Below are 15,363 nucleotides of genomic sequence, written 5' to 3' on the forward strand. Positions count from 1 at the left end.
TCGCACAAAACTGGAACATTAATTGCCGTTCAATACAAAAAAATTGAAGAAATTTGCACCGTTAAAGAAGCTATGAAAATACTGAATACTCTTATTGCCGTTTTGATTTCAGGTTGCGCCGTCGCTCAAGGCTACAAGATTGATATTAAGGTTAAAGGCCTGAAGGATACCACTGCTTTCCTTGCATATTCCTATGGTGAGACCACTTATATAAGAGACACTGCAAAGGTCAATAGTACCGGCGCGATGACATTTGACAATAAAACGCGACTTCCGGATGGAGTTTATTATTTCGTTTTAGGCAAGTCTAGAGTTTTTGATTTTGTAGTAAGTGAACAGCAGCACTTTTTACTGGAAACCAGTACAGCAGACTACATAAAGAATATGAAAGTGATCGGGGATGAAGACAATAAGATCTTCTTTGAAAATCTCTTGTACAATATGCAGCGTCATGAAGAGGCTGACCCTTTCATTAAAGTATTAAAAGATAGTACCGCCAGCGAAGAAAAAAAGAAAGAGGCCCGCGCGGGTTTTCAAAAGATCAATGACGTTGTGATGGCGCATCAGGCTGAGATCATTGCAAAGTATCCAAGGACGTTATCAGCCCGCATGCTGAAGATGACGCAGCCAATTGAAATTCCCGAACCACCTAAAAGAGCGGATGGTTCTATTGATTCTTCCTTTCAGTTGAAATACTATCGTGCACATTTTTTTGACAACATGGATCTGGCGGACGAAGCTTTCATTCACATGCAGAAACCAATCTATGCTGAGAAAGTCAATGAATATCTTGACAAGCTTTTTGTACAAACACCTGACAGTTTGATGGCAGCTATTGAAGGGCTTGTTCCCAAGGTTCGCAAGAATCAGGAGACCTATAAATATCTGCTATGGCTTTGTATTTACAAATATCAAAGGCCTGGAATTATGGGGCTGGATGAAGTTTATGTCAGACTCAATGATAAATACTATCAGAGTGGATTGATGGACTTCTGGGTTAATGATGCTTTGAAAAAGAATATGAAAGATCAGGCTGAAAAGCTTCGGGGTAGTCTTATTGGTAAAACCGGTGCGAACCTGATCATGCAGGATCAGAACTTCCAGCAGAAATCAATGTACGATATCAAGAAGAAGTACACCGTACTTTACATCTTCGATCCAGACTGCGGTCATTGCAGAACAGAAACTCCGAAGCTGGTGGATTTTTACAATAAGAATAAGCTGAAATTCAACGTCGAGGTCTTTGCTGTGAGTACAGATACTTCGATGGTAAAGATGAAGAACTACATGAAGGAAATGAAGATGACATGGATTACAGTAAATGGTCCACGAAGTTATGTAGGTCCTCATTCAAAATTATACTATGCAGAACAGACACCCGCCGTATATATCCTGGATGAAAAGAAGAAGATCATCGCTAAAGGTTTACCGGTAGATAAAATGGAAGATTTCTTTATCAATTATGAGAAATTCCTTCAGCGCAAGGCGGTTGTCAAACCAAAGGGAACCTGAGGATCCTGTCACTCATTATGACAATTCAACCCCTGATTCTGTTGATTTAATACGTTTTCTGAAAAATTAAGGGTTGCAGATGCAACTATTTACCCGTTAGAGAGTATCTAATACAATATTAACCAGACCTATCATGGCCCTTCTCGACTCACTCTTCGGTAAAAAGAAAAAAGAATTCCGCGCTTCCTGTGGAATTACTAAAGAACCTCTTGAAAAGGGATATGGCTATTTGCTGACAACCTCCCAGATCGTTGCCAGTAAAAAGTACTGGGATCTGATCATGACGGAACCTGAAACATTATCATATACAGTTTCTCACTTCAAAAATCAGACGAGCGGAACACAGATGCGTTCTATGATCTTTGAAAAATATGCCTCTATCGAAAAACCCTGGATCATCTCTGATTCAGTGATTAATTATTTTGAAGTAGACAAAAGCACCGCTAAGGAAAATGCTAAAAAGTGGTGGGAACTTGAGGGCAATTACAAACCATCCAATACAGGTCGGGCCGACAACACTCTTGACGAACAGACTTTTCAAACCTGGAAGAATTACGCTATCCTCGAAGCGGGACGCGAAAAGGTTCATTAAATCAATCTGAGGATTCAGAAGTTATTTTACCCGCTGAATGGTAAACTCCACCAGTTGCATGAGGGAGTTTTTATAAACAGACTCAGGAAAATCTTTTAATATATCAAGGGCCTGCTTGTAATACCGGTCCATTGCTTCTTTTGCGTATTCTATTCCGCCTGACTTCTTTACAAAATCTATTACTTCGCGGACCTTCTTTGGTTTTTCACTTTCATTCTTCACGATGCTGATGATCTTTCTCTTCTCCATCCATGAAGCTTTTGAAAGAGCATAAATCAGAGGAAGGGTCATCTTCTTTTCCTTTATATCAATTCCAAGAGGTTTACCGATCTCATCCTCACCGTAATCGAATAAGTCATCCTTGATCTGGAATGCCATGCCGATATGCTGACCAAAAGTTTTCATTTTCATAGTGACCTCAGGAGACGCACCAACAGAACTTGCGCCTACTGCACAGCAGGATGCGATCAATGAAGCAGTCTTCTGACGAATGATCTGATAATAAATATCTTCACTGATATCAAGCTGACGGGACTTTTCCATCTGGAGCAACTCTCCTTCGCTCATCTCATTGACCGCCTGATTGACGATGCTGAGAAGTTCAAACTCTTTATGCTCAATGGAAAGCATAAGTCCCCGCGAAAGGAGAAAATCTCCGACAAGGACAGCAATCTTATTTTTCCATAATGCATTAATAGAAAAAAAACCTCTGCGATAATCGGAGTCATCTACAACATCATCATGAACGAGTGTGGCGGTATGGAGTAATTCTATAAGAGAGGCGCCCCTGAAAGTGGATTCTGTGATTTGCCCACAGGTGCCGGCGCTCAAAAAGATAAACATCGGGCGCATTTGCTTACCCTTGCGCTTGACAATGTAATTCATGATTTTGTCGAGCAAAAGCACCTTTGTATGCATGGAAGCACGGAATTTCTGTTCGAATTCTTCCATCTCTTTAGCAATCGGTGCTTTAATGTCGTCCAGGCGTAGGGGCATAGGCGCGCAATATAATAGCCAATAATGGATAGTGAAGTGCCTTACAAATCAAAACCCAAAAAAACAGGTCCTGTGTGACATGGAGAATTGACTAATGACTATTTTAGGGCGTATGTACGCAATGGACAAGCAATGGGAACAGGTGGTATTCGCAGTCATTGTGTTGGGCATTGCTTTTCTGGTGGGACGAATTGTTCGATTCATCGTTGGCAGATTTTTTAAATCTGCAGCCCGAAAGCTCAAGGTAGATCATACCCGATACAATTTCTTCAAAAACGCCAGCGACTTCATCATCCTGTTGATCGCAGTGGTGATCATTTTCCGCTCGATTCCAAGCTTAAGATTATTGGGCAACACAATAATGACGGGGGCAGGAATTCTTGCTGCCATAGTGGGTTTTGCTTCCCAGCAGGCATTCTCCAATATCATTAGTGGGATTTTCCTGGTGATCTTTAAACCTTTCAGCGTCGGTGACCGGATCAAGGTCGGCCAGCTTTATACAGGTGACGTGGAAGATATTACCCTTCGCCACGTCGTTATCAAGGATTTTGAAAACAAGAGAATCGTTATTCCCAACACCGTCATCAGCAATGAAGTTATTGTCAACTCGACGATAACAGATGAGAAGATATGTGTGTTTGTAGAACTCGGTATTTCGCTGGAGGCCGATATTGATCTGGCACAAAGAATAATTCAGGAAGAAGCAGTCCGGCACCCGCTGTGCATTGACAACAGGAACGAGATCGATCTTTCCAAGAACGAACATCAGGTCATGGTAAGGGTAATGGGATTTACCGAGCTTGCCACACAATTGCGCGCCTACGCATGGACCAATAATCCTACTGATGCCTTTGAATTAAAATGTGATCTTAACAAATCAATCAAATTGAGATTTGACAAGGAAGGCATCGACATGGCAATACCACTACGCATGATTACATACAAAGATCAACTTAACGCGTTACCTAAATGACAAAAAAGAAAACATTGGGTATTGATTCCAAGAATCCCAGCGAGAATCACGTGATCCTGGAACTCATCCAATATAATGATAAGGACTACGGCATGCAGGCTGATATTCCTGTAGATGAATTACTGACGCAGTTTAAATCGGACCACGTCAACTGGATCAATGTGGATGGGCTTCATGACAAGTCTATCGTATCAAAGCTCGGCGAACATTTTTGTCTCCACTCACTTCTGGTAGAAGATATTCTCAGCGAACACACACCCAAAGCAGAAGAATTTGATGATCATCTTTTCTTCACCATGAAAATGCTCTACTCCATTAAGAATGGAAAGATAGATTACGAGCAGATAAGTTTCGTTTTAGGAAAGGACTTCCTTCTCTCCTTTCAGGAAAAAGAAGGAGATCTGTTTGGACCACTACGGGATCGCATCAAGCATAGCTCAGGACGCGTTCGTACTCGAAAAGCAGACTATTTATTATATCGCCTGATTGATGTCATTGTTGATAATTACTATTCCGTTCTGGATGCAGTAGGTCAGCAGATCGAAACAGTTGAAGATGATATCTATAAAAATCCGACCGACAAAGAATTTCAAAAGATCCAGAAAATAAAGAAGGAGTTGATCTATCTGAGGAAGGCCCTTTATCCTTTGCGGGATGCTCTGAGCAAGCTCACGAAAGATGAGTCCGGTTTTATTGACCAGGCTAATTACCGGTATTTTGCAGATGTCTATGATCATGTGGTCCACCTGATTGACTCGCTGGATACCTATAAAGATCTGACATCAAGTCTTATGGATATTCATATCAACACGCAGAACACACGCATGAATGAGGTGATGAAAGTGTTGACCGTGATCTCAACGATATTTATGCCATTGACGTTTATTGCCGGCGTATACGGGATGAACTTTGACAATCTCCCGGAACTTCACACCCGCTACGGTTACCCTGCCGTAATGATTTTTATGGCCCTTATTGTTTTTGGTATGATCCGGTATTTCAAATACAAAAAATGGTTTTAACTTACTCTCCCCTAACCTCTATAATGCATGGCTTTATCTATACTCCTACTCCTGGTCGGGTTTGCTGTCCTGATCTATGGCGCCAATTTCCTTGTGAATGGCGCCTCCTCTGCAGCTAAAAAATACGGCATCTCTAATCTTGCGATTGGCTTAACGGTTGTCGCCTTTGGTACCTCCATGCCAGAACTGATCGTCAGTCTCCTTTCAGCGCTGGATGGAAAAAACGATGCCTCTTTCGGTAACGTCATCGGAAGTAACAATTTCAATCTTCTGTTTATTCTCGGTATTGCCGGATTGATCTATCCATTGATCGTTCAACGCAATACTGTAAAATTCGAAGTTCCACTGTCTTTGATGGCTGCAGGTCTTTTGTACCTCATCGTAAATGATTCATTGTGGGGTGATTCTGATGGAAACATTCTAAGCCGTTTCGACAGCATCATGCTATTGTTATTTTTTGTTGCCTTCCTGATCTACATCTATCGCACCATGCGTACGGCGGCTGAGATGGATGAAGGTGAACCTATCAAGATTTACAGCACGCCATTGTCAGTTGGAATGGTGGTACTGGGACTGGTGATGTTGATCTTTGGCGGACAACTGGTTGTTGATAATGCCATTGAGATTGCTCATTATTTTGGATTAAGCGAAAGACTCATCGGATTGACTATCCTGGCAGCCGGAACATCATTACCGGAACTTGCAACTTCCTGTGTGGCGGCTTATCGCAAGAATACAGACATCGCGATTGGTAACGTTGTTGGATCCAACATCTTCAACATCTTCTTCATCCTTGGAATTACCGGCGTTATTCATCCAATCCCCTATAACGATCAAATGAATTTCGACCTTTGGGTTCTTGCTGGATCTACCATAGTGCTGATGGTCTTCATGTTTACACTGAATACCCGAAAGCTGGATCGTTGGGAAGCTCTTATTTTGCTTGGACTCTACTTCATGTACACGGCCTATCTCGTATCAAGTGACACGGGAGTTGCGCCTGTTGCTGCGGCCATCATTACTCCATAACAAAGAAGAGGCTCTCCATTTCCGGAGAGCCTCTTCATTTTAGAAGTGACTTTATTGATTAGTTCACCTTCTTCTCAAGTTCGTCGATTCTGGCCTGAGCCTTATCGTTACCCAATGAAAGGGCTTTCTTGTAAAGTTCGATTGCCTCTTTGTAAGTATCTTTCTTCTTGCGGGGAGCTAATTTTGTACGGTTAGCAGCTTCTTCTACCGCCTGACCACGGGCAAAGTAAGAATCTGATTCACTCATCTTGCTCTGGATCATCAACTCCTGAATCTTAGCTTCGATCAAAGCAAGCTCCTGAGTTTTAGTTTCAATTTGAGCAGACTTGTCATTTAATTCAGCTTCCTGAAGGTCGATGGTGATCTTCATGTTCTCATTCTGAGTGCCGAGTTCCTGAACTTTAGTTTGCAATAAAGCGATCTCGTTGTTTTTTGTCTCAAGATCTGCTTTCAGCTTCTTCACTGTTGCAGCGAAAGCATTAGCATTAGACTTGGATTTTTTAAGAGACTTCTCAAGGTCACCAATCTTGGATTGAGTTTCCTTAACGTAGTTATTGAGGTCCTTCATACGTGAAGTGTAGGCAGCATAAGTAGTACCTTCCACCATGTTTACACGAAGTACCTGACGGCTGGCGTCAATGGAATCCATCAATGTTCCTACTTCCTGCAACGTTTGCGACATTTGCTGACTTACCTGCAACTCATTTTGAAGTGAGTCGAGCTGGCTTTTCATTTTTTCCTTCTCAGCAGTATCGCAGCTTGCGAAAAATGCACCTATTGTTACTACAATCAATAATTTCTTCATAAGATTTTGGTTTGATGGGCGCAAAAATACAATCGTTTACCCCGAGTAAAGCTACGACCCTAAATTATTTTTAGATGAATCAACAAAATCTTCGATAATGGCATAAATTTGACCCGGTTTTCAGGATTTTACCAGCTCTTAATGCCCAAATCGATTATCACGCAGACGCGTATTGCAGACCTGGGCGAGCCTCGTATCATCGTTATTGGTGGTGGTTTTGGTGGCCTTGAAGTAGTTCGGAATCTCAAACATCTCAAAGCTCAAGTCGTATTATTTGATCGTTACAATCATCATACTTTCCAACCCTTGTTGTATCAGGTTGCAACTTCCGGTTTGGAAACCAGTGCAATTGTCTTCCCCCTCCGGAAAAGATTTTCTTACAGACCCAATTTTTATTTCAGGCTTGGTGAAGTAACTCAGATCAATCCTGCTGAAAATTCCATCGAGACATCGATTGGAAAAGCAACCTATGATTATTTAGTAATTGCTTCCGGTGCGACAACAAATTTCTATGGCATGAAAGACATCGAACAAAACGCGATGTCAATGAAGACCATCGAGGATGCCATTCATCTCCGGAATAAAGTTCTCCGCAACATGGAGCATGCTCTTCTCAGCGATGATCAGGAAATTGTAAACAGCCTGATGGATTATGTGATCGTGGGAGGTGGACCTACTGGAGTAGAATTAGCCGGTGCCCTTTCAGAACTTAAAAAAAATGTCTTTCCAAAAGATTATAAGGAGCTAGACATGACCAAGATGGATATCCATCTGGTAGAATCCGGTGAAAGATTATTAGGTGGGATGTCTGAGAAGTCATCCGAAAAGGCTCTCCAGTATCTTACGGAGATGGGAGTCAAAGTTCATTTGAACGTTGCTGTAAAATCCTATGATGGATATGAAGCGTTGCTGAGCACAGGAGAAAAACTTATTTCCCGTACCGTTCTTTGGGCGGCAGGCATTAAAGGCAATCCTATTGAAGGACTTAAACCAGAGAACATCGTAAAGGGCAATCGACTATCGGTTGATGCATTTAATCGTGTTAAGGGTTTTGAAAATGTTTTCGCCATAGGTGATGTGGCGTTAATGGATGGTGACGTGGATTTTCCTAAAGGACATCCCCAGATGGCACCGCCTGCCATGCAGCAGGGAAAATTAGTTGCAGAAAACATTGCGCGGATGGTTGCGAAACAGCCCATCAAGCCATTCAAATATTTCGACAAGGGAAGCATGGCGACTGTAGGAAGAAACAGGGCCGTTGTAGATACAAAAGTTTTCAAAACCCAGGGATTCATTGCTTGGTACATCTGGATGTTTGTTCATTTGATGTCGATCACAGGGTTTCGAAATAAAGTATTTACCTTCCTGAGCTGGTTATGGAGTTATATCTCTTTCGACCGGAGCAATCGATTGATTATCGGAAGGCCGAAGGAGGAGATTTAATCAAAGTATGGAAGGTTCAAAAGATCTTAGCAAGTATCAGCTTTCAGCTGCCGGTGTCCTGGTATCACTAGGGATCATTTATGGTGACATCGGTACCTCTCCCCTTTATGTTTTTCGCGCGATCATTGATGCGAAAGTAATTACAGAAGAGCTGGTGATCGGTGGAGCTTCCTGCGTCTTCTGGACCCTGGCGCTCGTCACCACTATTAAATATGTGTATCTCGCTCTCAATGCAGATAACAAAGGTGAAGGTGGAATTTTTGCTCTCTACGCATTAGTAAGAAAGTATAAAGCAGGTTGGGTAATCTTTCCAGCAATCATTGGTTGTGCAGCTATCATTGCGGATGGATTTATTACGCCCGCGTTCAGTATATCAGCTGCTGTAGAAGGTCTTACGATTGACTATCCAAACATTCCTACAGTTCCGATCGTCATCGGGATCCTGATATTACTTTTCTTTTTCCAGCAATTCGGAACCAATGTTGTTGGCGCCATCTTCGGACCGATCATGACGGTATGGTTTATCTTTATCGGCATCTTCGGAGCGATCCAGCTTTCGCAAAATCTTACAGTACTAAAAGCAATCAATCCTTATTACGCTTTCAATCTTTTGGTCCAATACCCGGGAGGATTCTGGATCCTTGGAGGAGTATTTTTATGTACTACAGGAGCGGAAGCCATGTACTCTGACCTGGGTCACTGCGGAAAAAACAACATCCGTGTTGGCTGGGTGTTTGTGGTAGGTTGCTTGCTGTTAAATTATTTCGGACAAGCTGCATGGTTGTTGACGCAGGAAGGAACTTATCTCAATGATAGAATTCCTTTTTACTCCATCATTCCTGAGGCATTGCTGATCTTTAGTATCGTCATAGCAACAGCAGCCGCCATCATTGCAAGTCAGGCATTGATCTCAGGTACATTCACGCTTGTGAATGAAGCCATGAAACTAAAGCTATGGCCGAGTACGCGTGTGCGCTATCCAAGCAAGATGAAGGGTCAGATCTACCTGCCCGCTATCAACTGGGTATTGCTGGCCGGAACGATCATCGTGGTGTTGTATTTCAAACGATCCGTCCACATGGAAGGAGCTTACGGACTTGCGATCACCATTGATATGCTGATGACCACAACACTTCTGGTCTACTATTTCACGATGGTGAAGAAGTCAAGACTCCGGTCAACCATGCTTGCGGTGATCTTCTTCTCAATTGAAGGAATGTTCCTGATCTCCAATCTTGATAAGTTCCCGCATGGAGGATGGTTTACATTTGCCATCGCATCCATCTTCTTCATTGTGATGTTCATTTTGCTCAAGGCACGAAATCTCCGCGATCGGCATACAGAATTCGTTGACTTAAAACATTACGTTCCCCTGATTCAGGATCTTCAGAAAGATACTTCCATTCCGAAGGAGGCTACCAACCTTGTATTCATGGCGGTTGCCGATAGTAAACGATACATTGATTCAAATATCATTTATTCAATTTTCAAGAAGCGTCCCAAGCGGGCAGACGTATACTGGTTTCTTCATGTGGATACCGTCGATAGTCCTTATACCTCCAAGTATTCCGTTGATACTGTCGTTCCACGAAAGTGTTTCTTTGTCAGAATTAAACTTGGATTCAAGTCAGATCACCGTGTGAATCTTTTGTTCAACAAGATTCTTCATGATATGGCGGAGACCGGAGAAATTGATCTCATTAGTCATTACGAATCTTTGCAGAAGCATAGCATGCCGGCCGATTTTAAATTCATCATGCTTCATTCACTTGCTTCTGTCGACAGCGAGACGACATCCTTTGATAATTTAATCATACAGGGATATCGTTTCATCAAGCGACACAGCCTTTCTACGGAACAGATGTACGGCCTTGAACTTGCTAATGTGGAATTGGAAACCGTTCCTATTATGGTTGGACCTGTTGCCAAGGTCAGGATCAAGCGAGAAAAAGAAGAAGCTGAACGCGAAAAGGAAATCCGTTATTTCAACAGTAATCAATGACCGATTCTGGACGCTTACGTCCATTTACGCCCAAGGAAAAGAAGTATATAGCGGGCAATCATTGAAATTCTAACTTTTTATAATGGCATTGATTTGGAATAGAGAATCCAAAATCGAATGCTATGCTTTTCAATTACCTGAAAATTGCTTTCCGGAATCTCTCCCGAAATAAAGTATATTCTCTTATCAACATCTTAGGCCTTTCACTCGGAATTGGATGCTGTCTGATGTTATCCCTTTACATCCAGGATGAGATGAGTTATGACAAGCATCAGAAACGTCTGCCGGATCTTTACAGGATCATTACTGAATTTGAAATTGAACAGGGTTTCAATGAAATGACTTCTACCTCTCCTCCTATTGCAATGAGCATGCGCAATGAAATTCCGGAGGTTGAGTCAGCGGTTCGTATCATCAATCCTCCCGGAGTATCACGAAACCTGATCAAGTATGAAGACAAGATGTTTTATGAAACGAATGGCTTTATAGCGGACTCTACATTATTTGAAGTTTTCACGTATAATCTTTTACAAGGCAATTCCAGAAACGCGCTGGCAGAAGCAAACTCCGTTGTTATTTCTGAAGAGCTGGCACATAAACTTTTTGGCGATGGAATGGCCTTGGATAAAGTCATCAATATCAGTCAAGGTAGAGAAGCTACAGATTTTAAGATCACGGGAGTATTCCGCGAAGAGGGAAAGAGTTTTTTGAAAGCCAACTTTTTTACATCTATGACTACTGCGGTGGGGATGGCTGAATATCTGACAAGTGATGAGGCGGAGGGTGAATGGGTAGGTCAGAACTTTGTTCCTTCCTATCTGAAACTTATTCCCGGACACAACAAAGATGAAGTTATAAAAAAGATGAATGCAGTGTTGATGAAGCATGCTGCTGATGACCTCAAGGCAATGGGGAGAAAGAAGTCGCTTCGTCTTGAACCCGTTGGAGACATTTACCTTCGATCAGGTATTAACCAAAGTCCGCGCATCACCTATCTCTACATCATCGCTACGATTGCTGTTTTCATTCTATTGATCGCATGCATCAATTTCATGAATCTTTCAACTGCAAAAGCGACAAGACGTGCTGCCGAAATTGGAATTCGTAAAGTAATGGGTGCTGTAAGAGGCTCCTTAATCAGACAAATTCTGGGAGAGGCTATGATCATTGTGTTGATCTCCATACTCATAAGTATCATTCTCGTTCAGGCAGGCCTTCCCTTATTCAATGAGTTAACAGGGAAATCCATTTCGTTTTCAACACAGAATATTATGTTCTTCATTTTCGCTCTAAGCGGAATTGCGATTGTTACGGGGGTTGTTGCCGGAAGTTATCCAGCATTTTATCTATCTGGTTTTCAGCCAGCCGAAGTGTTGAAAGGAAAATTCAAGATGAGCAATTCTTCCGGATGGCTCAGGAGATCACTGGTCGTATTTCAGTTTATGATCGCCATTACGTTGGTATGCAGCATGTTGATCATTTCAGATCAGCTGACCTTTATGCAAAATGAAGACCTTGGTTTTGATTCACATGCCAAAATTGTTTTACCCTTAAGGACAGACAATGCTCGTCAAAGCTATGATGAACTACTTCATGAGCTTCAGAAACAAAGTTCAATAAAACAGGTTGCCGGAACGGATTATATACCGGGCTCTCCTATCTGGAGTGATTCTTTCTTTTTTCCAGATGGAGGACAGAATGAAACGGCTGTTGACATCAGAAGAGTACAGGTAGATCATGGATATACCGAATTGATGAATATAAAGCTTATTGCCGGACGTTCATTTGGGGACAACCGAAAACCTGAAAGTGATTACAAAATCATGATCAACAGGGTGGCTGCGGAAAATCTTGGCTTTAATCCTCAGGAAGCCGTCGGTCAGTTTATCAATAATGACTGGCATGGAGATAAAACAAGGTGGGAAATCATCGGTGTTATTGAAAATTACCATCATACAGATTTAAAAGAAAAAATATTTCCAACGCTGTTCCAAATGGCTGATACTACTATTCAGTATCAATTTATGATTGCCAATGTACAAACTGGAAATTTCAACGAAACCCTTTCTGCCATTGAAAAGACGTGGAAAGAGCAGGTTTCAGATACACCTTTTGAATACACCTTTCTTGATGAAAACATCACCAGACAATATGATGAAGATCGTCGAATATCCAGGATCATCAGCAGCTTCACTTTGATTGCCATGCTTATCTCCTGCCTTGGCCTGTATGGATTATCATCTTATATGGCTGAACGTCGCTTCAAAGAAATTGGAATCCGCAAAGTTATGGGAGCAAACATTAATCAGATTGTAGGAATGATGTCAAAAGAATTTCTAAAACTCGTATTGATCGCTTTTATCATTTCCGTGCCACTGGCATGGTATGCAATGAATCAGTGGTTGGAGGGTTTTGCCTATAAGATTCCAATCAATCCATTACTGTTTGTGTGGGCGGGCTTTGCAGCATTAATGATCGCCCTGGTTACAGTGAGTTTTGAATCAATCAAGGCAGCTATCGTCAATCCTGTCAAATCTTTGCGAAACGAATAAAAACTATGCTTAAAAATTACTTTACCATCGCATTCAGGACTTTAATAAAGTTCAAAGGCTATTCTACCATCAATCTGATCGGGCTGGCGCTTGGCCTGACTACTGGTATTTTCATTCTGATGTTTATCCTGGATGAATTGAGCTTCGACAAGTTCCACACAAAAGCAGATAGAATTTACAGAGTAAGTACCGAGATGGCTGATATTAAGACTGGCGAAATCACAGGAAAACTCGACGCTAATGGCTGGCCTGTTGGTTCGTTACTGAAGAAAGATTATCCTGAAGTAGAGGCGATGGTCTATATCCGAAATGGGTCAGGCCTTGAAGTCATTCATGAAGGAAAACGTTTTGATCAAAAGCTCTATTACGTCAGTGAAGATTTTTTCAATGTGTTTACATTTCCTTTTAAGGAGGGTAATCCGGCCACAGCCCTATCACAACCTAACAGTGTTGTTATTACTGAATCCATGGAACGAAAGTTCTTTGGTGATCAGCAGGCATTAGGTAAGACAATGACATTCGCTGATACACTTTCATTTGTTGTGTCAGGAGTAATGAAAGATGTTCCTTCACAATCTCACATGCAATTTGATATTCTTTCATCCTTTGCAACCTATACGACAAGAATCAATAGAGAATTCTCATTCTCGGAAGGTTGGGGAAATCTTAACATCAGAAATTATGTACTTCTGGCAGAAGGAGCGGATCATACAAGCTTCATTAGTAAATCACGGAATCTTTACATGGATTATGTAAAGGCAGACATGGAACGATTCGGCAGATACATGTACGTGACTTTTGATCCAATGAAGGATATTTATTTAAAGACAAAGAATGGCATGGGACCAACAGGAAGTCTTACACGAGTGTACATGGTTTCAGGCATTGCCGTTTTTGTAATTCTTTTGGCGTGTATCAATTTTATTAATTTATCTACGGCACGATCCGCTTACCGGGCCAAAGAAGTTGGCTTAAGAAAAGTAGTGGGCTCCTCCCGCTGGGCTCTGATCAGACAGTTCCTTGCAGAATCGTTGTCGCTTACAATGTTATCATTCTTCCTTGCGCTTGTATTGGTAGGATTACTGTTGCCATTCTTCAATCAGTTGGTTGGAAAATCATATTCGGTATCCATTCTCTTACAACCCGTACTCATCCTTTGCTTTATACTATTGATTGCAACAGTTTCTCTTCTGGCCGGCTATTATCCTGCATTGGTTATTTCTGCCATTCGGCCGACGGAAATACTAAAGGGAAAAATGTTTTCAAATCCAAAAGGCTCACAACTCAGAAGAGTATTGGTAGTCTTTCAATTTATGATCTCCGCCACGATGATTATTTGTACACTGTTAGTTCAGGATCAAATCCGATACATGAAGAATCGTGATCTTGGTTTCCAGGGAGATCAGGTATTGGTGTTAAATGTTTCCAAAGCTCCTGCAGACCGGATATCGCCTGAAGCACTTAAGAACGAATTAAAGTCAATCCCGTCAGTTGATCATGTAACATTCACCAATGCATTACCAGGAAGGCCTGGGTGGGTAGGTCAATGGGCTCATGCTTCAGAAAAATCTGCGGACGAAACAATCAGCGTAGAATACATGACTATCGACGAAGATTATCTGAATACACTTGGGCTTACATTAGTATCAGGACACAATTTTGATCTAAGTCGAACCGCTGAATTATCTGAGGGTTTAATTATCAACGAAAAAACTGTCGAGATGATGGGCTGGGAAAATCCCGAGAATGCCATTGGCAAGAAGATAGCTTCTCCATCAGGCACACCTTCAGGTACTGTGATTGGCGTAGTGAAGAACTATCATGAATTTGGTCTTCAAAGCGACATCTATCCCATGACAATGGCTTACAATCCACAGTATTCCCGATGCTATGCTGTGAAGTTTACTACAGAGAATACAACCGAACTCATCTCAAGCCTGCAAGCTCTATGGAAAAAACACTACGATGGTTATGAGTTCCAGTATTTTTTTCTGGATGAGAATTTTGAGAAGCAATATGGTGCAGAGCAAAAGCTTACAACCGTGTTTACAGTTTTCTCAGTAATCACAATAATTGTTGCCATCATTGGGTTGGTGGGGCTCGTTTCGTTTATGATCGTATCCAGAACAAAAGAAATCGGCATAAGGAAAGTTCTTGGTGCCAATGTTATAAGTGTTACAAGGATGTTGTCTTCTGAATTTCTCATGCTGGTATTGATTGCCATCATCATTGCCTGCCCCATCTCCTATTATCTGGCGAGCAAATGGCTTCAGGGTTTTGCTTTCCGGGCTCCCATCAATACAAGCATATTTTTTATCACTCTTTTTGCAGGACTATTTCTAACTCTTTTGGTAGTCAGCATGCAAACCATCAAAGCGGCCTTCTCAAATCCGGTCAAATCCCTGAGAAATGAATAATATTTGAAATAAAAACGCCT

General features: G+C 41.7%; 11 protein-coding genes. 9 read left to right on the top strand and 2 right to left on the bottom strand.

What is annotated here, in order from left to right:
- Nucleotides 1-72 precede the first annotated feature (72 nt).
- Both HOP08_03095 and HOP08_03100 read left to right on the top strand, forming a co-directional pair.
- The gene (locus HOP08_03095; protein ID NOT73888.1) at nt 73-1,512 is read left to right on the top strand and encodes a redoxin domain-containing protein; all 1,440 of its coding nucleotides are present in this window, start codon (nt 73-75) and stop codon (nt 1,510-1,512) included.
- Between the two features lie 133 nt (nt 1,513-1,645).
- Complete coding sequence (locus HOP08_03100; GenBank protein NOT73889.1) at nt 1,646-2,104, top strand: hypothetical protein; 459 nt, start codon at nt 1,646-1,648, stop codon at nt 2,102-2,104.
- 21 nt (nt 2,105-2,125) lie between these two features.
- On the opposite strand, the gene HOP08_03105 is transcribed toward HOP08_03100, so the two are convergent.
- On the bottom strand, nt 2,126-3,100 hold the full coding sequence (locus HOP08_03105) for a polyprenyl synthetase family protein (GenBank protein ID NOT73890.1): 975 nt from the start codon (nt 3,098-3,100) through the stop codon (nt 2,126-2,128).
- 94 nt (nt 3,101-3,194) lie between these two features.
- Here HOP08_03105 and HOP08_03110 point away from each other — a divergent pair, with 94 nt between their 5' ends.
- Genes HOP08_03110 through HOP08_03120 form a run of 3 tightly spaced genes read left to right on the top strand, consistent with a single transcriptional unit; the run spans nt 3,195 to nt 6,124 of the window.
- On the top strand, nt 3,195-4,073 hold the full coding sequence (locus HOP08_03110) for a mechanosensitive ion channel family protein (protein NOT73891.1): 879 nt from the start codon (nt 3,195-3,197) through the stop codon (nt 4,071-4,073).
- Nucleotides 4,070-5,095: a magnesium/cobalt transporter CorA gene (gene corA, locus HOP08_03115; GenBank protein NOT73892.1), complete on the top strand. Its 1,026-nt coding sequence runs from the start codon at nt 4,070-4,072 to the stop codon at nt 5,093-5,095. Before HOP08_03110 ends, corA begins: the two co-directional genes overlap by 4 nt.
- A 27-nt stretch (nt 5,096-5,122) precedes the next feature.
- Complete coding sequence (locus HOP08_03120; GenBank protein NOT73893.1) at nt 5,123-6,124, top strand: calcium/sodium antiporter; 1,002 nt, start codon at nt 5,123-5,125, stop codon at nt 6,122-6,124.
- A gap of 58 nt (nt 6,125-6,182) precedes the next feature.
- Here HOP08_03120 and HOP08_03125 read toward each other — a convergent pair whose 3' ends face one another.
- Nucleotides 6,183-6,929: a hypothetical protein gene (locus tag HOP08_03125; protein NOT73894.1), complete on the bottom strand. Its 747-nt coding sequence runs from the start codon at nt 6,927-6,929 to the stop codon at nt 6,183-6,185.
- Between the two features lie 141 nt (nt 6,930-7,070).
- Here HOP08_03125 and HOP08_03130 point away from each other — a divergent pair, with 141 nt between their 5' ends.
- The 4 genes from HOP08_03130 to HOP08_03145 all read left to right on the top strand — a co-directional run bounded on the left by HOP08_03130 (nt 7,071) and on the right by HOP08_03145 (nt 15,343).
- Complete coding sequence (locus tag HOP08_03130) at nt 7,071-8,372, top strand: NAD(P)/FAD-dependent oxidoreductase (GenBank protein NOT73895.1); 1,302 nt, start codon at nt 7,071-7,073, stop codon at nt 8,370-8,372.
- A gap of 7 nt (nt 8,373-8,379) precedes the next feature.
- The gene (locus tag HOP08_03135) at nt 8,380-10,374 is read left to right on the top strand and encodes a KUP/HAK/KT family potassium transporter (GenBank protein ID NOT73896.1); all 1,995 of its coding nucleotides are present in this window, start codon (nt 8,380-8,382) and stop codon (nt 10,372-10,374) included.
- Nucleotides 10,375-10,496: 122 nt separating this feature from the next.
- Nucleotides 10,497-12,926 carry an FtsX-like permease family protein gene (locus HOP08_03140; GenBank protein ID NOT73897.1) on the top strand — a complete coding sequence of 810 codons (2,430 nt, stop codon included), beginning with the start codon at nt 10,497-10,499 and terminating at the stop codon, nt 12,924-12,926.
- Between the two features lie 5 nt (nt 12,927-12,931).
- On the top strand, nt 12,932-15,343 hold the full coding sequence (locus HOP08_03145; GenBank protein ID NOT73898.1) for an FtsX-like permease family protein: 2,412 nt from the start codon (nt 12,932-12,934) through the stop codon (nt 15,341-15,343).
- Nucleotides 15,344-15,363 lie beyond the last annotated feature (20 nt).

It is taken from the genome of Cyclobacteriaceae bacterium, assembly GCA_013141055.1.
GTDB lineage: Bacteria > Bacteroidota > Bacteroidia > Cytophagales > Cyclobacteriaceae > ELB16-189.

Coding starts and splice junctions, on each gene's coding strand:
- HOP08_03140 (NOT73897.1), top strand. CDS start 10,497: ATGCTTTTCAATTACCTGAAAATTGCTTTCCGGAATCTCTCCCGAAAT.
- HOP08_03125 (NOT73894.1), bottom strand. CDS start 6,929: ATGAAGAAATTATTGATTGTAGTAACAATAGGTGCATTTTTCGCAAGC.
- HOP08_03105 (NOT73890.1), bottom strand. CDS start 3,100: ATGCCCCTACGCCTGGACGACATTAAAGCACCGATTGCTAAAGAGATG.
- HOP08_03100 (NOT73889.1), top strand. CDS start 1,646: ATGGCCCTTCTCGACTCACTCTTCGGTAAAAAGAAAAAAGAATTCCGC.
- HOP08_03145 (NOT73898.1), top strand. CDS start 12,932: ATGCTTAAAAATTACTTTACCATCGCATTCAGGACTTTAATAAAGTTC.
- HOP08_03135 (NOT73896.1), top strand. CDS start 8,380: ATGGAAGGTTCAAAAGATCTTAGCAAGTATCAGCTTTCAGCTGCCGGT.
- HOP08_03095 (NOT73888.1), top strand. CDS start 73: ATGAAAATACTGAATACTCTTATTGCCGTTTTGATTTCAGGTTGCGCC.
- corA (NOT73892.1), top strand. CDS start 4,070: ATGACAAAAAAGAAAACATTGGGTATTGATTCCAAGAATCCCAGCGAG.
- HOP08_03130 (NOT73895.1), top strand. CDS start 7,071: ATGCCCAAATCGATTATCACGCAGACGCGTATTGCAGACCTGGGCGAG.
- HOP08_03110 (NOT73891.1), top strand. CDS start 3,195: ATGACTATTTTAGGGCGTATGTACGCAATGGACAAGCAATGGGAACAG.
- HOP08_03120 (NOT73893.1), top strand. CDS start 5,123: ATGGCTTTATCTATACTCCTACTCCTGGTCGGGTTTGCTGTCCTGATC.